The organism is Microvirga sp. M2, assembly GCF_047497095.1.
In the GTDB taxonomy this organism is placed as follows: domain Bacteria; phylum Pseudomonadota; class Alphaproteobacteria; order Rhizobiales; family Beijerinckiaceae; genus Microvirga.
In genome coordinates this window covers 2,366,865-2,384,656 of the sequence record NZ_CP134063.1, presented here as the reverse complement: position 1 = coordinate 2,384,656, position 17,792 = coordinate 2,366,865, and the positions used below count along the sequence as shown (strand labels likewise).

The 17,792-nt window shown below is 63.1% G+C and carries 20 protein-coding genes and 2 tRNA genes; 12 read left to right on the top strand and 10 right to left on the bottom strand.

What is annotated here, in order from left to right:
- The first annotated feature begins 332 nt into the window (after nt 1–332).
- Nucleotides 333–1,826, top strand: a complete 1,494-nt coding sequence (locus RE429_RS11305; protein WP_414474174.1) for an acetyl-CoA hydrolase/transferase family protein — start codon at nt 333–335, stop codon at nt 1,824–1,826.
- Between the two features lie 362 nt (nt 1,827–2,188).
- Nucleotides 2,189–2,524 (top strand): hypothetical protein, encoded by a 336-nt coding sequence (locus RE429_RS11300; protein WP_414470874.1) that lies wholly within the window; start codon nt 2,189–2,191, stop codon nt 2,522–2,524.
- Nucleotides 2,525–2,932: 408 nt separating this feature from the next.
- Here RE429_RS11300 and RE429_RS11295 read toward each other — a convergent pair whose 3' ends face one another.
- The 4 genes from RE429_RS11295 to purT form a co-directional block, all read right to left on the bottom strand.
- Nucleotides 2,933–3,973 (bottom strand): histidine kinase dimerization/phosphoacceptor domain -containing protein, encoded by a 1,041-nt coding sequence (locus RE429_RS11295; RefSeq protein ID WP_414470873.1) that lies wholly within the window; start codon nt 3,971–3,973, stop codon nt 2,933–2,935.
- Nucleotides 3,970–4,401 (bottom strand): response regulator, encoded by a 432-nt coding sequence (locus RE429_RS11290; RefSeq protein WP_414470872.1) that lies wholly within the window; start codon nt 4,399–4,401, stop codon nt 3,970–3,972. The genes RE429_RS11295 and RE429_RS11290 overlap by 4 nt, the downstream gene beginning before the upstream one ends.
- Before the next feature lies 1 nt (nt 4,402).
- A complete protein-coding gene (locus RE429_RS11285) occupies nt 4,403–6,430 on the bottom strand; it encodes a PAS domain-containing protein (RefSeq protein ID WP_414470871.1) in 2,028 nt (675 codons plus the stop codon).
- A gap of 492 nt (nt 6,431–6,922) precedes the next feature.
- Nucleotides 6,923–8,095, bottom strand: a complete 1,173-nt coding sequence (purT, locus tag RE429_RS11280; protein WP_414470870.1) for a formate-dependent phosphoribosylglycinamide formyltransferase — start codon at nt 8,093–8,095, stop codon at nt 6,923–6,925.
- A 197-nt stretch (nt 8,096–8,292) separates the two neighbouring features.
- Between purT and RE429_RS11275 the strand changes: the two genes are divergently transcribed.
- From RE429_RS11275 to RE429_RS11260, 4 genes are all read left to right on the top strand, one after another.
- Complete coding sequence (locus RE429_RS11275; RefSeq protein WP_414470869.1) at nt 8,293–8,595, top strand: hypothetical protein; 303 nt, start codon at nt 8,293–8,295, stop codon at nt 8,593–8,595.
- Between the two features lie 74 nt (nt 8,596–8,669).
- On the top strand, nt 8,670–9,590 hold the full coding sequence (locus tag RE429_RS11270; RefSeq protein ID WP_414470868.1) for a DMT family transporter: 921 nt from the start codon (nt 8,670–8,672) through the stop codon (nt 9,588–9,590).
- 227 nt (nt 9,591–9,817) lie between these two features.
- Nucleotides 9,818–10,303, top strand: a complete 486-nt coding sequence (locus RE429_RS11265; RefSeq protein ID WP_414470867.1) for a hypothetical protein — start codon at nt 9,818–9,820, stop codon at nt 10,301–10,303.
- A gap of 260 nt (nt 10,304–10,563) precedes the next feature.
- Nucleotides 10,564–10,782, top strand: a complete 219-nt coding sequence (locus RE429_RS11260) for a hypothetical protein (RefSeq protein ID WP_414470866.1) — start codon at nt 10,564–10,566, stop codon at nt 10,780–10,782.
- 125 nt (nt 10,783–10,907) lie between these two features.
- On the opposite strand, the gene RE429_RS11255 is transcribed toward RE429_RS11260, so the two are convergent.
- From RE429_RS11255 to RE429_RS11245, 3 genes are all read right to left on the bottom strand, one after another.
- Nucleotides 10,908–10,984 (bottom strand) — tRNA-Arg (locus tag RE429_RS11255).
- A gap of 20 nt (nt 10,985–11,004) precedes the next feature.
- Nucleotides 11,005–11,310 carry an ETC complex I subunit gene (locus tag RE429_RS11250; RefSeq protein ID WP_414470865.1) on the bottom strand — a complete coding sequence of 102 codons (306 nt, stop codon included), beginning with the start codon at nt 11,308–11,310 and terminating at the stop codon, nt 11,005–11,007.
- Between the two features lie 39 nt (nt 11,311–11,349).
- Nucleotides 11,350–11,426: transfer RNA gene (locus tag RE429_RS11245), tRNA-Pro, on the bottom strand.
- 366 nt (nt 11,427–11,792) lie between these two features.
- On the opposite strand from RE429_RS11245, the gene RE429_RS11240 reads away from it, so the two are divergent.
- Nucleotides 11,793–11,999, top strand: coding sequence for a DUF6894 family protein (locus RE429_RS11240; RefSeq protein WP_414470864.1), 207 nt, complete (start codon nt 11,793–11,795; stop codon nt 11,997–11,999).
- 161 nt (nt 12,000–12,160) lie between these two features.
- Nucleotides 12,161–12,928, top strand: coding sequence for a calcium-binding protein (locus tag RE429_RS11235; protein ID WP_414470863.1), 768 nt, complete (start codon nt 12,161–12,163; stop codon nt 12,926–12,928).
- Between the two features lie 92 nt (nt 12,929–13,020).
- On the opposite strand, the gene RE429_RS11230 is transcribed toward RE429_RS11235, so the two are convergent.
- From RE429_RS11230 to RE429_RS11220, 3 genes are all read right to left on the bottom strand, one after another.
- On the bottom strand, nt 13,021–13,434 hold the full coding sequence (locus RE429_RS11230) for a DUF192 domain-containing protein (RefSeq protein WP_414474173.1): 414 nt from the start codon (nt 13,432–13,434) through the stop codon (nt 13,021–13,023).
- A 54-nt stretch (nt 13,435–13,488) separates the two neighbouring features.
- Nucleotides 13,489–14,109, bottom strand: a complete 621-nt coding sequence (locus RE429_RS11225; protein WP_414470862.1) for a cold-shock protein — start codon at nt 14,107–14,109, stop codon at nt 13,489–13,491.
- Nucleotides 14,110–14,238: 129 nt separating this feature from the next.
- Nucleotides 14,239–14,994 (bottom strand): SIR2 family NAD-dependent protein deacylase, encoded by a 756-nt coding sequence (locus RE429_RS11220; protein ID WP_414470861.1) that lies wholly within the window; start codon nt 14,992–14,994, stop codon nt 14,239–14,241.
- A 63-nt stretch (nt 14,995–15,057) separates the two neighbouring features.
- Between RE429_RS11220 and RE429_RS11215 the strand changes: the two genes are divergently transcribed.
- The 4 genes from RE429_RS11215 to RE429_RS11200 all read left to right on the top strand — a co-directional run bounded on the left by RE429_RS11215 (nt 15,058) and on the right by RE429_RS11200 (nt 17,774).
- Nucleotides 15,058–16,086 carry a heparan-alpha-glucosaminide N-acetyltransferase gene (locus RE429_RS11215; protein WP_414470860.1) on the top strand — a complete coding sequence of 343 codons (1,029 nt, stop codon included), beginning with the start codon at nt 15,058–15,060 and terminating at the stop codon, nt 16,084–16,086.
- A gap of 171 nt (nt 16,087–16,257) precedes the next feature.
- On the top strand, nt 16,258–16,620 hold the full coding sequence (locus tag RE429_RS11210; RefSeq protein WP_414470859.1) for an acyl carrier protein: 363 nt from the start codon (nt 16,258–16,260) through the stop codon (nt 16,618–16,620).
- Between the two features lie 198 nt (nt 16,621–16,818).
- Nucleotides 16,819–17,439, top strand: coding sequence for a 2-dehydro-3-deoxy-6-phosphogalactonate aldolase (locus tag RE429_RS11205; protein ID WP_414470858.1), 621 nt, complete (start codon nt 16,819–16,821; stop codon nt 17,437–17,439).
- A gap of 83 nt (nt 17,440–17,522) precedes the next feature.
- Entirely contained in the window at nt 17,523–17,774 is a 252-nt protein-coding gene (locus RE429_RS11200; RefSeq protein ID WP_414470857.1) for a hypothetical protein, read from the top strand.
- Nucleotides 17,775–17,792 lie beyond the last annotated feature (18 nt).

The following is a 17,792-nucleotide window of genomic DNA, read 5'->3' as shown; positions in this document are numbered from 1 at the left end:
CGACAAACATGGGGTGAACCTTCTGCTTAGCCCCGTTGACCCGGAACGACAATAAGGTTGCCGGCTAATAATGACCCGGCCGGGGAGATTTCCCGGATTTTTCGCTTGAAAGCCATGAATTTATGCCTCGCCCTCCTGCTTCGGAGGGGCTTTGATCGGAATCAACGCAGCCCTGCATCCAAAGGCCTATCGACTGAGAGTCGGCGGGTCTAAGGCTTGAAACGGCGGCCCCGGGCTCTCCCGGCCCATGCGGGTGCCCCCGGTTCGGACAGTCCCGTCGGACGACTTAGTTCGGACTTGGATCGGACTTGGATAGTGTCATGGATTCTTCGATGTATCGCGATCGTATTCGTCTCGACACGCTCCGGGGCAATATGATGTCGCCGGAAGAGGCGGCCATGCTGATCAAGGACGGCATGACCATCGGGATGAGCGGGTTCACGCGGGCGGGCGATGCGAAGGCCATTCCGCTCGCTCTCGCCGAACGGGCCGCCTCGGAACCCTTGCGCATCACCCTGATGACGGGCGCTTCTCTGGGCAACGACAACGACAAGCTTCTGACCGAGGCGGGCGTCCTGGCGCGCCGCCTGCCCTTCCAGGCCGACCCGACGCTGCGGGCGGCCATCAACGACGGCCGTGTCATGTTCATCGACCAGCATCTGTCCGAGACCGTGGAGATGCTCCGCTCGCGCCAGCTCGGCCCGATCGATTACGCCATCGTCGAAGCCTCGGCGATCACGGAGGACGGAGGGCTGATCCCGACGACCTCCGTCGGCAACAGCGCGACTTTCGCCATCCTGGCCGAAAAGGTCATCGTGGAGATCAATCTGGCCCAGCCGCTCGCGCTGGAGGGCCTGCACGACATCTACATCCCGACCCGCCGGCCCTTCCGCGAGCCGATCCCGGTCGTGTCGCCCGAGAGCCGCGCCGGCCTGCCCTTCATCCCGATCGATCCCGGCAAGATCGCGGCCATCGTGGTCACGCAGAAATCCGACAGCGCGGCAACCATCGAGGCGCCGGATTCGGAAACCGCGGCCATTGCGGGCCATCTCATCGAATTCTTCCAGTCCGAAGTCAGGAAGGGTCGGCTCGGAACGACGCTCGGACCGCTTCAGGCGGGAATCGGCTCCATCGCCAACGCGGTTCTCCACGGGCTCATCGAGAGCCCCTTTCACGATCTCAAGATGTACAGCGAGGTGCTGCAGGACAGCACCTTCGAACTGTTCGATTCGGGCAAGCTCGCCTTCGCGTCGGGATCGTCCATCACGCTCGGGCCGAAAGCCCACGATCGCGTGATCCCGCATATCGGCCGGTACAAGAACAGGATGGTCCTGCGCCCGCAGGAGATCAGCAATCACCCGGAGGTCATCCGCCGCCTCGGCGTCATCGGCATCAACACCGCGCTCGAATGCGACATCTACGGCAACGTGAACTCGACGCACGTCAACGGCACCCACATGATGAACGGCATCGGCGGATCCGGCGACTTCGCGCGCAACGCCTATCTCGCGATCTTCGTGACGAAGTCGCTCGCCAAGAAGGGGGCGCTCTCGCGTATCGTGCCGATGGTGACGCATGTGGACCACAACGAGCACGACGTCGACGTGATCGCGACCGAGATCGGCCTCGCCGACCTTCGCGGACTGGCGCCGCGCGAACGGGCAGAAACGATCATCCGGAACTGCATTCATCCGAGCTATCGCGAACTGGCGACCGACTACCTGAAGCGCGCGTCGCAACGCGGCGGCCATACGCCACATCTTCTGGAAGAGGCATTTTCGTGGCACATGCGGGCCCGGGAGACCGGAAGCATGCTGCCGCCCTAGCGCATCGTGCGAACGCTGGATCCGGCTTTTTCGCGAGAACGATGCGCTCTTTCCAAGAAGGGAGCATCGCAGGGAATCCCAAAAGTGGATTCCCCTTTTCACGTCCGATGCTCCAGGCGCCCGACCGGCGATCCGAGCCCGATTTATTCACATTCTTCGGGCGCGCTTTCACGCCCTTGCCACAGACTCGCCACACGAGCCGATTTGGCTACTCCCCAAGCATGCCTTGTATCAACTTAAGGAACTCTGCTCTTTTGCACATGCAACAGATACGCATGTGAAGCTGTAATGCCAAGTTCGGGAATGAGCCGATGCAAGTAGGCAGTACGTCACCTATCGGGATCCGGGGAAGCGAGATGGGTTTGGATGATCCATTTCCTATCGAGAAGTGCTCGGGGCGAGTCCGTGGCGCAGTTCTCGCAGAATTTCAGGGACGATGTCCTACGATCAGGGAAGTCGCCAGCATCTCGGATGCGCAATGGCTGACGGTTCCCAATATCGGCCCGACCACTCTCGAGGAGATCCGCCGCTATATCGGCGAGGCTCCGGTGGAAGAGCGCCTCTCGAACCTGCCGACCATGGAAGATGGCGAGCTGCTTTCCCGTCTGAACCGCGTTCAGCGCGAGCTCAGCCTCATCGCCAGCGCCATACGGACGAGGATCGCGTCTGCCACATTCAAGAGAGAGCAGCGCAAGTAAGAGCGCATCCGGAATGATAAGTTGCGTTACGTTGTGTCATGTTGAATGATATACGTAATTTCGCTTATGCATGCTGTTCTGTTGACTATTTTCCTCCTGGAGCATTCGTAACGCGTCGGTCACCAGGCACCCTACACCCTCCCCAAATCTTCATGACGTCGACCTCCCCATCATGGATGAGCCTGGGGCTTTCATCACGGTTTCGGAAACTCCGGCAGGAACCTTGACCTTCGACGTGGAGGTCATCGCCGTGGGACCTCCATCGCCAAGGCCGCCAAGGTGCCGCTCGGCGGCAGGACAAGCTGAGCGGGCGCTCGGGAAAGGATGCGTTCGCGTTCGACGCGGCCTGAATGCCAGGACCGACGTGACGTGGATTCCACTTTTCACGTCCGATGCTCTCGCCACCCGTCAGATCGAGAACGACAATATGGCCCGCGTGCCCGTGTGCTGCGGGTCGAACTCGATGGCCGATTGCAGGTTGGACGCCATGGCGCGCACGATCTTCGTTCCCAGGCCGCTGCCCTGAACCTCGCCCGTTCCCGTCCAGCCGATGCCGTCATCCTCGACGGACAGACGGATCCGCTCGCCGGAACTCGCCAGGATCACGCGGATGTCGCCGCTGGCTCCCTCCGGATAGGCGTATTTGAATGCATTGGTGACGAGTTCCGTCACGATCACGCCGACCGACACCGCCTTGTCGGTGGGAACCGGAATGGGCTCCGCCCGCAGCGAGATCGTATGCCCGCGGCCCGCCGTCCGCATGGCGCCCTCCAATTCCTCCACCAGGCCCTCCAGATAGGTGTCCATCTCGACGAAGCGGACATCGTCGGAGGTGTAGAGGCGCCGGTGGATCTGCGCGATGGCGGTGATGCGGCTCTGGGTCTCGGCGAGGGTATCCTGCGCGATCGTGTCGCCCGCGACCGCACGCTGCTGCATGGCGACGAGAGAGGCCACGAGCTGCAGGCTGTTGGCCACCCGGTGGTTGACCTCACGAATGAGCATCTCCGCCCGCTCGCGCGCCTCGCGCATCTCCCGCTCGGCGGCCTCCTTGGCCCGGCGCAGCCGCGCCGCCTCGAGGGCCTGCCCCGCCGCCGAATGGAGCAGATCGAGGAAGACGCCCCCGACGTCCTTGATGACGTAGTCGGCCGCGCCCGCCTTGAGGGCAGCCACGGCGATGCGCCCCTCATCCGCCCCGGTCACGTAGACCACCGGCGGCGGGTCGGCGAGCGTCTGGATCTCCGCCAGGACCTGGAGGCCCTCCTTGCCGGGCATGAAATGATCGAGCGCGATCACGTCGAAGGGCTGTGCGGCGAGCCGTTCGAGGCCCTCGTCGCCGCCGAGCGCGTGAGTGACCTGAAAGCCATGCCGGGAGAGCGCGCGCTCCACCAGGCGCCCGAGACCGGGATCGTCGTCGATATAGAGAAGGCGGATAGGCGAAGTGTCGCTCACAGCGTCTCGGGAACCTGAATGACGGATAGGAAAAGGCCAAGCTGGCGAATGGCCTGGGAGAAGGATTCGTATTCGACCGGCTTGGTGATGTACACGTTGGCGCCGAGGTCGTAGCAGCGCTGCACCTCGCGCTGATCGTCCGTCGTCGTCAGGACCACGACCGGAGCCCGCTTGAGGGTGTCGTCGTTCTTCAGCTTCGCCAGGATATCGACGCCGTTCATGTCGGGCAGGTTGAGATCCAAAAGGACGAGAAACGGGCCGGAACTGCGCACTCCGTCGCTGAACAGGTGCTCAAGCGCAGCCGTTCCGTTGCCGAATGTCCGGATCTCGTTGCACACGCCGGCGCGCCGGATGTTCTTCTCGATCAGGCGCGCGTGTCCCTCGTCATCCTCGATCATGATGATGGTGACGGGTTGCTGCTGGGGCATGTTACGCGGCCTCCGAACTCATGCTGATGGATTTGGGCAGGGTGACGGTGAAGGATGAGCCCTCACCTAGTCTCGAACGGACCGAGATGCTACCCCCCAGCCTTCGCACGAGGGCGCGAACATGCGCAAGACCAATTCCCTCGCCCTGCTGATCCTGCGTTCCGGAGCGCCGGAAGAGGTCGAAGATCCGCTCGAAATCCTTCTCGTCGATGCCGCGGCCGTTATCCTCGATCTCGTACCGCACCCCCGGGCCGAGATCCTGCCCCCGCACCACGATCCGGCCGGGACGCTTCGGGTCGAGATATTTCACCGCGTTGTCGATGAGATTGCCGAAGACCTGCTCCACGGCCAGGCGGTCGCTGAAGAGATCGGGGACGGTTTCGATGACCAGCTCGGCTCCCTTGTCCTGCAGCTGATGGGCAAGGCTGTGATGCTGGGCTTCGAGCAGCGTGTTCATGCTGATCTGCTCCGGGGCGAGCACCCTGCGGCCCTCCCGGGACAGCTTGAGAATGGCATTGATCAGCTTGTCCATCTTGATCGTCGATGTCCTGATGAACCCGATCGACTCCGCAAGATCCTCCTCGATGGCGGCACGCGCTTCCGCCGTAACGATGTTCGGATGGCTGTCGGAGACGCTCTTGTAGAATTTCTCGATATCCTCCCGGCAATTCTCGAGCTCGCTCGTGAACCCCATGATGTTCACGAGCGGGGACCGCAGGTCATGGCTCACGATATAGGCGAAGCGCTGGATCTCCTCGTTCGCCGCATCGAGTTCCCCGACCCGCTCGGCCAGCATTCCGGCCAGGCGGCGGGTCTCCTCCTGCGCCTCTTTGAGATCGTGAATGTCCGTGCAGGTGCCATACCAGCGCGTGATCCGCCCGTTTTCGTCGTAGACGGGCTGCGCACGCCCGAGCACCCAGCGATACTGGCCCGAACGGTGTCTCAGCCGGTATTCGATGTGATACGGCTCTCCGGACTCCAGCGAATGCCGCCACGTCGTCCACGCAAGTTCCCTGTCGTCGGGATGGAACATCCCGTTCCAGCCCGCGCCGTCGGTCGTGCCTTCCGGCACGCCGGTATACTCGTACCAGCGTTGATTGTAGTAATCGTGGAAACCGTCCGGCCGCGTTGCCCAAATGAGCTGATCGATGGAATTGGCGATCGCCCGGAAGCGTTCCTCGCTTTCCCGCAGAGCGTTCTCGGCCCGCCGATGATCCGTCACGTCATGGCCCTGCACGAAGATGCCGGAGACCTTTCCGTCGCGGCCGAAGATGGGCTGGTACACGAAATCGAGAAAATGTTCTTCGCCGGCATCCTCCGGACCTTGGCTGAGAACGATGCGGACGCCGCGGCCGACGAAGGGCTCGCCCGTGCCGTAGACCCGGTCGAGGAGGTTGAGGAAACCCTGCTCGACCACTTCCGGCAAAGCCTCGCTCACCGGCTTGCCGATCAGGTCCGCGCGGCCGACGACATGGCGATAGGCCGCATTGGCCATCGTGAAAACGTGATCCGGCCCGCTGAGCGCCGCGATGAAGCCAGGAGCCTGCTCGAACAGCTCCTGCAGGTGCTGGCGCTCCCGCGAAAGGATCTGGTTGACCTCCTGCACCGCCTGGGCCCGGCGGAACATATCGGTCTCGATCAGCGCGGACGGGCCTGACAGCAATACCGACGTTTGCGCGAAGGTTCGCAGATGGTGCAGTTCCGTGACGTCGACGGTGTGCTGGAGAATGGAGACCAGGTCCCCCGCGTCGTCGAACAAGGGCGTGTGCGTGGCGCTCCAGTAGCGAACTTCGAAGCCCTCGCCGTCGGGCAAGGGAATGGCGTACTCGATGAGCGGCAAATGATCCGTCACCTTCTCGCGGATGACGCGCTCGAACGAAGCATTGAGCTGCTTGTGGCTTTCCGAGTCCGGGTCGCTGGGAAAGGCTTCGAACATGCCGCGCCCGACCAGCTCTTCCCGCTTGCGCATCGTGGTGCGCAGATACGCATCGTTCATCCCCATGATGACCAGCGAGGGATTGACCAACACATATGGGTTCGGCGACGCGTTGAAAAGAGCCTCGAAGTTGATGGATTTCAATGCTTTAAGCCGGACGGCGCCCGGCTCCCCCTCAGTTTTCGGCCCCTCGCGCATCGTGCGAAAAAGTGGCCCCGGGTTTTCGCGAGAACGATGCGCTCTCTCCAAGAAGAGAGCATCGGATGCAATCCCAAAAGTGGAGGCCACCTTTCACGTCCGATGCTCTGGGGCCCTGCTTAATGTAGGACGCATTCCGGCCGACGCCAGATCTCTCACGGCAAAGCCTCGCCGGGACGCCACCGATCCTGGCGAGATGCGTTCCGGTCCGGGTCGCGCCGGCGGTGCGTCACACACAACGGGAGACACGCGCTCCACCTGATCGGCGCCCTCTCCGAATTCGGCGAGCTCAGCTTGCTCTGCATCGCACTGATGCGCGAGCAGGCCGAGGAATTCCGTCGCCGCACGACCGGCGTGCTCGACCGGGGACGTCGCCCCGCCCGAGGCTCACGCCTCGTATTCGATCCGGATCCTGGCGGCGGCCTCACGGGCGCGCGCCCTCGCCTCCTCGACGGTGCCACCGGAGGCCAGTGTCACCGCCATGCGGCGATAGGGCCGCGTCGTCGGCTTTCCGAAGATGCGGGCGTCGACTTCGCTCTCACCGGAACCCAGGGCCAGCGCATCTCCCAGTCCCTCGATGGAGAAGCGCTCCGCGTCCCGATCGGCCAGGACCACGGCCGAGGCGGTGGGGCCTCTCAAACGGATGCTCGGGATCGGCAGGCCGAGGATGGCCCGGGCATGGAGATCGAACTCGGAGAGGTTCTGGGACAGCAACGTCACCAATCCCGTGTCGTGCGGGCGGGGCGACAATTCTGAGAAGACGACCTCGTCCCGGGTGACGAAGAACTCCACCCCGAAAATACCGTAGCCGCCCAGGTTGTCGACGACCTTGCGGGCCATGTCCTGCGCTTCGGCCAGCAACCGGTCCGTCATCGGCGTCGGCTGCCAGGATTCCTGATAATCGCCGCGCTCCTGCCTGTGCCCGATGGGCGCGCAATAGGACACGCCCTCGCGGGTGCGGACCGTCAGGAGCGTGATCTCGTACTCGAAGGCCACGAATTCCTCGACGATGACCTTCCTGCGGTCACCACGCATGTTGGCGACGGCATCGTCCCAGGCCTGTTCGAGCTGATCGGCGGACCGCACCGTGCTCTGGCCCTTGCCGGAGGACGACATGACCGGCTTGATCACGCAGGGCAGCCCGGTGTGCTCCACGGCCGCCTTCACCTCGTCCAGGCTCTCCGCATATCGGTACCTGGACGTGCGCAGACCGAGTTCGGTCGCGGCAAGCTCGCGGATCCGGTCACGGTTCATGGTGAGCGAAGCCGCACGGGCGGAGGGCACGACCGTAAAGCCCTTGTCCTCGAATTCCTGGAGCACCTCGGTGCGGATCGCCTCGATCTCCGGGACGATGAAGTCCGGCCTGTGCTTCCCGATGGCGTGCCTCAGGGCATCCGCATCGAGCATCGGGAAAACTTCGGCCTCGTCGGCGACCTGCATGGCCGGAGCGTCGGCATAGGAATCGCAGGCGACCACATGGCAACCGTAGCGCTTGACCGAAATCACGAACTCCTTGCCGAGCTCGCCCGATCCGAGAAGGAGAATTTTGGGTTTTCCCACCGTCGTGACCTTTCCTCTGCTTCGGCACGAAACACCGGCCGTCGCCCTGCGTTCTGTGGAAGCATGATTTTGCGCCGCTTTCCAGCAGGGTCGCGCCGGCTCGCCTCGAAGCCTGCGTCAGGCGCATCCCTGCCGTCACGCCTGCGCATTGTGCGAACGCCGGATCCATACGCTAAGGGGAGCCCAGGAGAAGCGGAATGCTAGGAACGAAGAAAACACCGAACCGCTATGGCCGGCGGGTCACTCGCATCGAACCCCCGTCCCTGGAGGAGGCGATCGCGGCCGCCCAGGGCCTGACGGACAACCTCGATTGGCAGGTCGAAATCGCCTCCCAGCTCATGGGCATGGCGGAAGACGAGGTCAGGCCCGTGGCTCAGAAGCTCTCGGCGCAGCCGCGCCAGCTGGAGCGCCCCGCCCTCGCCGACCGGATCCTGGATCGCGGCGAAGGCGCCAAGGTCATCGTGGTGGAGCGGCGGCGTCCGCGACTGGCGGTGCGCTAGAACTCCCCTCGCGATCCGTCCCATGTTATCAGGGGCTGCGCGGACGCAGCCCCGTTTCTTGAAGCATCCCAGATATGGTCAAAGGCATCGTCCTTGCTTTCCTTGCCTTTGCCGTCTTCGCCTGGGGCGACGCGGTGGTGAAGGCCATCGGCCACGGCCTCGATCCGTTCGAGGTGACGTTTTTCGGCTACCTCATCCCCCTGCTGCTCTCTCCGGCCTTCATGAAGCCGGGCGACAGGCTCGGCGATCTCGTGCGCTGGAAGCGGCCCTGGCTGATGGGCCTGCGGGTGTTGTTCATCTCGGTGACGACGCCCCTGAGCGTGATGGCCTTCACGAGGCTTCCCTTCGCGGAAGCCTTCGCCCTTCTGTTCCTCATGCCGAGCCTCGTGACGGTCCTGTCCATCTTCATCCTGAAGGAGACGGTCCGGTGGCGGCGCGGCCTTGCGGTCTGCGCGGCGTTCATCGGCGTGCTCGTGATCGTCCGGCCCGGATTTCGGGAAATCCTCCCCGGGCACCTGATCGCGATTGCCGCCGCGCTCTGCTCGGCGGGCGGCGTGATCATGGGGCGGATGATCGGCACGACGGAAAAGCGCTATACCCTGATCGGAAGCGTGTTTCTCGGAACGGCGGCGATCGCCGGCGTTCTCATGATCCCGGGCTTCACGTGGCCGACCTTGCCCCAATGGGTTCTGCTGCTCGCCTTCGCGGCCACGGCCTTCGTGGCGCAGGCCCTCTTCGTCGTCGCCACCACCTATGCGCCGGCGGACCGCCTCGGAGCGGCGCAGTACAGCCAGATCCTCTGGGCCCTCCTCATCGGAGCCCTCTTCTTCGATGAATGGCCCGACTCCCTGGCGCTCGTCGGCATCGCCATCGTGGTCGGCGCTGGATTGTTCATCTTCGCGCGGGAGCAGACCTTGAAGAACACCCCTCCCGCAAAGGCAGATCCGGAAACCAGGCAGGAGCCCGCCGCGGCAGGAGACCCGAGGGCGCGGTAGGGCATCGAGCGCATCGAGCGCGGGAAGCGGGGACCGGTCTTGCGTGAAAGGATGCTCGAAAACATAGCCCCTCCAGCATGAAGCGGCGAGACAGACCCCGGATACGGAAGCGCTGAATGTCCAGTCCGGATCGGCCTTGCAGCGCCACGGATTGCGGAGCGCACTCGACAGATCAGCCTTGAGCGTGGAAATACTGTATCGACGAAAGGCAGAACCGGGAGGAACTGTTGACGAGCTGGAAGTACCGAATTGTCCGATACAGGGACGGATCTGGATACGGCCTCCACGAAGTGTTCTACGACGAGGGCGGAAACCCAACGGCCCGGACCGAGGAACCGATCGGCTTTGATGCATGCTTGCGAGAAGGGCCCGAGGAGATCGCTCGCCTGCTCCAGCAGGCGCTCGAAGACGCGCAGGCCCAGTCGGTACTGGATGAGCCGGAAAGATGGCTTAGTGAGCCAACCGCCTTCGAATACAAGATTGCCGATCCTATCCCTGATGTGACCGACGACCCGGTGGAGCGGCTTCTGGACAAGGTAGGGCAAGCCTACCAGATCATCGGCTATCTTGTATCCGGGAAGAGCCAGCGACCGTCCGAGAGCGAGCAGATCCGTGCTTTGGACTACTATGCGGACGAGACTGCCTACGATCCAGACTTCCTGCCATGGCCGCGTAACAGCCATGTGAAGCAAGAGCAGGACAATCAGGCTTGAGGCTCGTCCGTGTCATGAAGCGACAACGTACGAGCGCGATCGCCAATGCCTGCCTCTGCTCCTCACTGGGGAGGAGGGCTGCGAGGAGTTGGAGATCCGGATCGGGAAGTTCTTCGAGTTCTGCCTTGTCCCGCCGGCGGATCTTGGCGCCATTGTCACGCTCTACGATCCCTGGCAGATCTCCGAATGGATGATCGCTCTGCATCCATCACCGGTACAGGACCGGGCCACTCTCAAGTCGCGTTCTGAATCGGACCAAGATGCGAAAACGTCCGAAAGAGGAGCCCGTCACCGAAGAGCGCCTCGAGCGCGCCCTGGTCTATGTGGCGTATGTCATGGAGCGTCATGGAGGGGTGTACCTGCCGATCTTCGAACGCTTGGAGAAGGAGCTTGCGAATCTGCGGAGCAAGAATGCCGCGTTGGATCGTGCTCGCAAGCTGCTGGCTGAAGCCCGAGCAAAGGGCAAGATCGATTTCTAAGATCTACTCTTCCTCGGCAGTTTTCTCAGCAGTTTTTCGGCTCCGGAGCTTGGCCCGCAGCCGGAGTCCACGCTGCCGCGATTTCGCTTTCGGCCGGAAATTTGAGTCTAAGTTCCTGATTTTATTGGCGACCCCTGCAGGGCTCGAACCTGCGACCTACTGCTTAGAAGGCAGTTGCTCTATCCAGCTGAGCTAAGGGGCCATTGGGCCGTGGCCCGGACGTTAGTGGGTCCAGGGCCCGACGCGATTGAATTTGAAATTATCGGAATAGGACATCGTCCGCCGCTTGACCTCCTGAGGCTCCTCGACCCGGTAGGCGATGCCTTCGCGCTCCGCATAGGCCATGGCCTCTTCCTTGGTATCGAACCACAGGCGGAGCTGCTGACGCATATCGCCCGAGCTGGTCCAGCCCATGAGAGGCTCGATTTCGCGGGGCTTGTCCTGCTCGAAGACGAGCAACCATTGCTTGGTCCGGGCCAATCCGGACTGCATTGCGGATTTGGCGGGTTTGTAAATCCGTGCAGGCATTGGTTTTCGCACTCTCTCCAAGACTTAAGCCGGTGAGGATGGTCGGGGCGGCAGGATTTGAACCCGCGACCCTCTGCTCCCAAAGCAGATGCGCTACCAGACTGCGCTACACCCCGAGTCTCTCAACAGCTTGGTTTCTCTATCGATTTGAGAACCCCTAGGCAAGCCCTAGGTTGCAGCACCCAGAGCAATAACAGGGCAGTATGCCCCGGAATGCCATGAATTTCCCCGTGGGAAGGCCCTGATCATACCCTGGCGACCACCGCGAAGGCGCCGGGGAACCGGCGCGATGTTCCGGCGGCACAGGAACGGACGCCGTCGCATTTCACGAATTCTGCCGTGGATACGCCGAAGGAAGTCCCGCGAAAGTTGGGCAGGAATTCTTTAGAGTTAGGGCTCTCCGCATGAGGCCGGTTCTTAACCTAGTTGATGGTCGGGATGGAAGAGCGTCGGGATAGTTTGCGCATGGATGGAGTTCCATCATGCCGCGCTACTTCTTTCATCACCTCGTCGGCAATCGATTATTGCGAGATCGGACCGGGGTCGAATTGCCGGATCTCAAGCATATGCCGCATGCCGAAACGGATACCGAAGGGTGGGCAAAATGCCTCGGCAAGCGAATTCAGCCGGGTCGCATCATGGTTGTGACCGACCAGACCGGACAGGTCGTCTTTGTGACCGCCATCTGACGGCCCGTCACCGGCAGGGCGGCTGAAGGGGGCTGCCCAACCCTCCGCCTTTCTCTGCGGGTATCAGCCACATCACCTTACGACACAACCTTACGACATTAAGTCAATTGTACGGACCCGCTCCTCCCGTCTACCTTGCGGAGGTCAATGGGAGCGAAAACATGGCGACGTTTACTTGGTCGGGACCCTACGGCTTCGATCTGAGAGACCTCGATCTTTCCGGGCTGGCCTACGCCTACGGCTACACGCGCACGTCCACCGTGTTCGCAGCCCGGTACGACGCCAAGGGCTCCTTCCGGGACGAATTCCGGGGAACCAGATTCGCCTATGACCGCGACGGCGTTCCCATCTCCGGAACCGTCAAGAGCTATGCCGCCATCGCGTCCGGCAAGAAGATCGGCTCCATCGACGGCATCAACATTTCCGCGACATCGCTCGTCGCCGCCGCAATGACCTCTTCAACGGCGGACGACCTGAAGATCTTCAAATCGGCTTTCGCCGGCCATGACCGGCTCACGGGCGGGGCCTATGCCGACAAGCTGGAAGGCTTCGGCGGCAACGACATCCTCTACGGGAAGGCCGGGGCCGACAAGCTCTACGGCGGAGCCGGCGCAGACACCTTCGTCTTCAACTCCACGGGCGACAGCACGGTCTCCGCTTCCGGGCGGGACACGATCTTCGACTTCACGCCTTCTCAGAAGGACAGGATCGACCTGCACATGATCGACGCCAACAAGAAGGTCGCCGGCAATCAGGCCTTCACCTTCATCGGCTCCCAATCCTTCCATAAGAAGGCGGGTGAGCTGCGCTATGAGAAATACGCAACCGGGGTCCTCGTCGGCGGAGACGTCGACGGCGACGGCCGGGCCGATTTTTCCATCTATGTGAAAGGCCTTTCGACCCTCTCGAAAGCCTATTTCATTCTGTGACGGCCGTGAGAGCATCGGACCTGCAACGGGGAATCCATTTTCGGGATTGACCCCGATGCTCCCTGCATCATCCGGATCAGGTCGTCTTCGCCTCACCGCCTGAAAAGCGGGTGCTCCACCTTGTCGCCCGGCTTGATGCCGAGCCGGGCCGCGGTGCCGGCATTCAGCTCCAGGACGGCGAGAACGGGCTCCCCGGAGGAAATGGTGCGGGTCGATAACGGCTCCGTGTTGGCGGCGACGCGGGCGATCGTGCCATCCTGCCGGATGAACAGCATGTCGAGGGGCAGATAAGTGTTCTGCATCCACATGGAGACCGGCTCGACCCGGCCGAAATCGAAGAGCATGCCATGGTCGGCCGCCATGGAGCGGCGGAACATCAGCCCCTGGGCCCGGTCCGCGTCATTGCGGGCGACCTCGACCTGGAAGCCGTGCTTCTGGCCTCCCTGGCTGGTGATCGACAACGCCTCCATCGCCTGGGCATAGACCGCTCCGGCCGAGGCGATCACAAGGGCGAGGGCCGGAAGGGCCGGATGGAACCGCTGGAACACGAACGCAACCTGTCAGTGGGAGTGCGGCAGAGCCATTTCAGCCAGGCGGACCTCGGCGGCCATGAGGCCCTTCGAACCGTCGCCGAAGCGCACGAAGACCCGCTCGCCGGGCTTCAGCTCGGCGATGCCGTAGCGGCGAAGCGTCTCCATGTGGACGAAAATGTCGGGCTTGCCCTCTCCCTGCGTCAGGAAGCCGAAGCCGCGCAGGCGGTTGAACCACTTCACCACGGCGGGCTCGAGGCCGCTCGTCGGCACCACCTGGACGTGCGTGCGCGGCAGCGGAAGCTCGGACGGATGCAGGGCCGTCGATTCGTCGAGCGACAGAACCCGGAAGGCCTGAAGGCCGCGCGGGCGCTGGACCGCCTCGACCACGATCCGGGCCCCCTCGTTGGCGGCCTGATACCCGTCCCGGCGCAGGCATGTCACATGCAGCAGAACATCGGGCATGCCGTTGTCGGGGACGATGAAACCGAAGCCCTTGGCGACGTCGAACCATTTGATCCGACCGCTCACATGAATGAGTTCGAGGGAACTCTCCTCCCCGGGGGCCTGGGCGACCTCACGGCGACCTTGATCGAAAGAGGAGCTTTCCTCTCGAAGATTGAAGGAGTTAGAGCCGAAATCGCTAGTCATGAATAAACCCGAACTCGAATCAAAAATCCCGATTCTTAAAATGAGGATAACATCGTCCTGATTCAGGGGAAGACGGAAACGCGCCTGAAAATGCGATGATTTTTTCAGCACTCGGCGAGACCATTGAAATTACGACAGAAATACCGACATGACGGACCCGATTTCTGCGCGGATCACCAGATCGGCCTCGCCGTCGAGCGGAGTCGGCTCCCGGTTGAGGATCACGAGCCGGGCTCCGTTCTCCTTGGCGAAGGCCGGAAAGGCCGCGGCCGGATAGACCACCAGGGACGATCCGGCCACGAGGCAGAGATCGCACCGCGCCATGGCCGTCTGGGCCCTGCGCATCGCTTCTTCCGGCATGGACTGGCCGAAGGAAATCGTGGCGGATTTCAGAACGCCCCCGCAATGGACGCAGGCGGGAGGGTCTCCGCTCGCCTCGAAACGGCTCCTGATCCAGTCGAGCTCGTGGCGGTGGCCGCAGGACAGGCATTTCGCATAGGTTCCATTGCCGTGAAGCTCGATGATCTGCTCGTCCGAGAGGCCGGAAGCCTGATGAAGGCCGTCGATATTCTGCGTAACGACCGCCGGCATGCGTCCCGAGGCCACGAGCGCGGCCATGCCGAGATGCCCCTGGCTGGGCCGCGCGCCGCGATAGAGATCGTCCATGACGAATTTCCGGCGCCAGGCTTCGCGCCGCGCTTCGGCGCTTCGGAGAAAGAGCTCGAAGGAGATCGGCTTGTTGCTCAGCCAGGGACTGCCGGGCGAACGAAAGTCCGGGATGCCGCTCTCCGTCGAGATGCCCGCCCCGGTAAAGCCGACCACCATCCTGGCGGCGTGGATCATGTCCTGCAATTCGGAGATTGACGCGGCGATGTTCTCGGTCATGTCACTGATATATGCAGGCGGGGCCCCGTGAGAAGCGCCTCTCAACGACAGGATCCCCATTCCGTGACCGACGAACTTTCCCGCGCCGGAGCCACCCCCTGGAGGCGCGCCGAAGCCGACGCATCGGCTGGACACCCGCCCGCCGCCACGTTCCAACGGTGGGACGTCATCGATGTCGCCCGCGGCGTCGCGATCCTCGCCATGATCGTCTATCACTTCGGCTGGGACCTGAGCTTCCTGCAACTCATCGAAACGAACGTCCTTCAGATTCCGGCATGGCGATGGTTCGCACGGGGAATCGCCGGTTCCTTTCTGCTGCTCGCCGGAATGGGCCTGGCCCTCGCCCATCTGCAGGGTTTCCGCCGATCCGCCTTCCTGAGACGTCTCCTGAAAGTCGGCGGCGCGGCCTTGGCCGTCACCCTCGTGACCTTCTTCGTCTTTCCCGACAGCTACATCTTCTTCGGCATCCTGCACTGCATCGCGGTTTCGAGCGTGCTCGCGCTCCCCTTCCTGCGGCTGTCCCCTGCCCTCACCCTGCCGGTCGCCGCATTCTGCCTCGCGGCGCCCTCTCTTTTCACGAGCCCCGCTTTCGACGCGCCCTTCCTCGACTGGCTGGGCCTCGGCGCCGCGGACCCCGTGACGAACGACTACGTCCCCATCTTTCCGTGGTTCGGCCTGGTTCTGATCGGGGTCGCACTCCGCAAGGCGCTGGTGCCGCGCGCAGGCGCATGGCCCCTGGCGCGCTGGCGGGCGCGGGATCGGCTGTCGCGGTTCCTCGTCTGGGCCGGACGAAAGAGCCTCCCGATCTATCTTCTTCACCAGCTGGTGCTGCTCGCGCTCCTCTACGGCATTCTGCAGGTTACCGGCCCGAATCCGAGGGCCGAAGCGCGGCCCTTCATGGATGACTGCGTGGCCTCGTGCCTTATGGGGAATGTTCCTGCGGCCACGTGCAATGCCGTCTGCTCCTGCACGGTCGATCGGCTCCGCCAGGGCGATCTGTGGCGGAAGGCCCTGAGCGGCGCGATGACCGAGGATGACAGAACCCGGATGTCCCGCATGGCCCAGCAATGCCTGCGGCGCGATCCGTCCTGACTGGCACGTCGGGACGGACCGGGTCCGATGGCCGATTTGTCCGATCGCAGCGGCATCTTGCAAATTCCCAAACGTAATTTGCAAGGGTTCAATGTCGACGCTATGTTGTATTGGAACGATACGCGATATCGTCCCGCTCCGACACTACGTAAGCCACCCGAAGGAAACACCATGACCCACCAGCTGGAGGCGAACGTTGCGCGTGAAATTGTCGATCTCTGCAAGACCGTCGGCGGAAGCAGCGTGACTCATGTCGACATGGACATGTCGCTGACGCACGACCTCCACTTCGATTCCGGGCAGCTCATGCAATTCTTCTCGCGTGTCGAGCAACTCTATGCGGGCTTGGCCCTCGACAGGTGGTTCATCGAACATTGCGCCAACGGCCGCGACACGGTCGGCGGCGTCGTGCGCTATATCGCGGATGCCCTGCCCCGTGCGGCATCCGAATTTTCCTACAACGCCCATCACCCGCCCCGGTCCGGCCGGTCATCCGCCGGCGCGTGGCGCCGGGGCCCGGCGGGTCGCTCCTAGCGCCTCGTGCGCAAAAGTGGCCCCGGTTTTTCGCAACGAACGCTGCTCCATGCTATTCACAAGGGCTCGCCTCTTGTGGAGCGCGCCCGTGCGACACTTGTGAACTGGGCGCGCGAGAGCGAAGAAGCCGCTGGAAAACTCACGCCTCTTTGGCGTTAAGTTCCCGAGCCTACCCAATCATCATGAAGAGGTGCTGTCGTGTTGCGGGACTATCTCGCCGATCTTCCCCTGGTGGCCATCCTGCGCGGATTGCGGCCGGATTCTGCCGAAGCTGTCGGAATGGCCCTGGTCGAAGCGGGCTTCCGCATCATCGAGGTTCCCCTGAACTCGCCCGATCCGTTCCGCAGCATCGAGATTCTGGCCAAGGCCATGCCGGACGGCGTCCTCGTCGGCGGAGGAACGGTTCTCGATCCGGAACAGGTCGACGGCATCCGCGACGTGGGCGGCAAGCTCATCGTCATGCCGCACGGGGATACCGACGTGATCCGCCGCGCCAAGGAGCACCGCATGCTCTGCACGCCCGGCGTCGCCACGCCGACGGAGGCCTTCGCGGCCCTCAAGGCGGGAGCGGATGCGATCAAGATCTTTCCCGCGGAGGGCATTCCTCCGGCGATCGTCAAGGCTTGGCGGGCCGTGCTGCCGAAGGACACGATCGTGCTGCCCGTGGGCGGCATCAGGCCCGACACCATGAAATCCTATGTGGATGCGGGCGCCGACGGGTTCGGCCTGGGCTCCGCGCTCTTCACGCCCACGATGGGCGTCGAAGACGTCGCCCGCAACGCGCGCGCCTTCGCGGACGCATGGAAGGAACTGCGCTGACGGTGAAGCTCCTCCAGCCTTTGCAGGAACCGCCTTACGGACAAGGCGTTCATACGGCACGGCTTTCAACAGGAGATTCAACCATGAGAAGACTGGCTCTCGTCCTTGCCGCGTCCGTGATCGGCACGGCCGCCTTCGCTCAGGACACCACGACCACCATCAAGAAGGAGGAAGGGCTCCTCGGCAGCAAGACGACCATCGAACAGAAGCGCGAGCCGAGCACGACGTCCTCGACGACGGTCACGACCGGCTCCGGCGTGGGCTGCACGACCGAAACGAAGCAGAAGACCAACGAGTTTGGCGACACCACGACGAAGAAGACGACCGAATGCTGAGCGCGCTCGCGACTCCGA

Coding starts and splice junctions, on each gene's coding strand:
- RE429_RS11210 (WP_414470859.1), top strand. CDS start 16,258: ATGACCCACCAGCTGGAGGCGAACGTTGCGCGTGAAATTGTCGATCTC.
- RE429_RS11250 (WP_414470865.1), bottom strand. CDS start 11,310: ATGCCTGCACGGATTTACAAACCCGCCAAATCCGCAATGCAGTCCGGA.
- RE429_RS11200 (WP_414470857.1), top strand. CDS start 17,523: ATGAGAAGACTGGCTCTCGTCCTTGCCGCGTCCGTGATCGGCACGGCC.
- RE429_RS11220 (WP_414470861.1), bottom strand. CDS start 14,994: ATGACCGAGAACATCGCCGCGTCAATCTCCGAATTGCAGGACATGATC.
- RE429_RS11260 (WP_414470866.1), top strand. CDS start 10,564: ATGCGAAAACGTCCGAAAGAGGAGCCCGTCACCGAAGAGCGCCTCGAG.
- RE429_RS11235 (WP_414470863.1), top strand. CDS start 12,161: ATGGCGACGTTTACTTGGTCGGGACCCTACGGCTTCGATCTGAGAGAC.
- RE429_RS11275 (WP_414470869.1), top strand. CDS start 8,293: ATGCTAGGAACGAAGAAAACACCGAACCGCTATGGCCGGCGGGTCACT.
- RE429_RS11240 (WP_414470864.1), top strand. CDS start 11,793: ATGCCGCGCTACTTCTTTCATCACCTCGTCGGCAATCGATTATTGCGA.
- RE429_RS11225 (WP_414470862.1), bottom strand. CDS start 14,109: ATGACTAGCGATTTCGGCTCTAACTCCTTCAATCTTCGAGAGGAAAGC.
- RE429_RS11270 (WP_414470868.1), top strand. CDS start 8,670: ATGGTCAAAGGCATCGTCCTTGCTTTCCTTGCCTTTGCCGTCTTCGCC.
- RE429_RS11305 (WP_414474174.1), top strand. CDS start 333: ATGTATCGCGATCGTATTCGTCTCGACACGCTCCGGGGCAATATGATG.
- RE429_RS11290 (WP_414470872.1), bottom strand. CDS start 4,401: ATGCCCCAGCAGCAACCCGTCACCATCATCATGATCGAGGATGACGAG.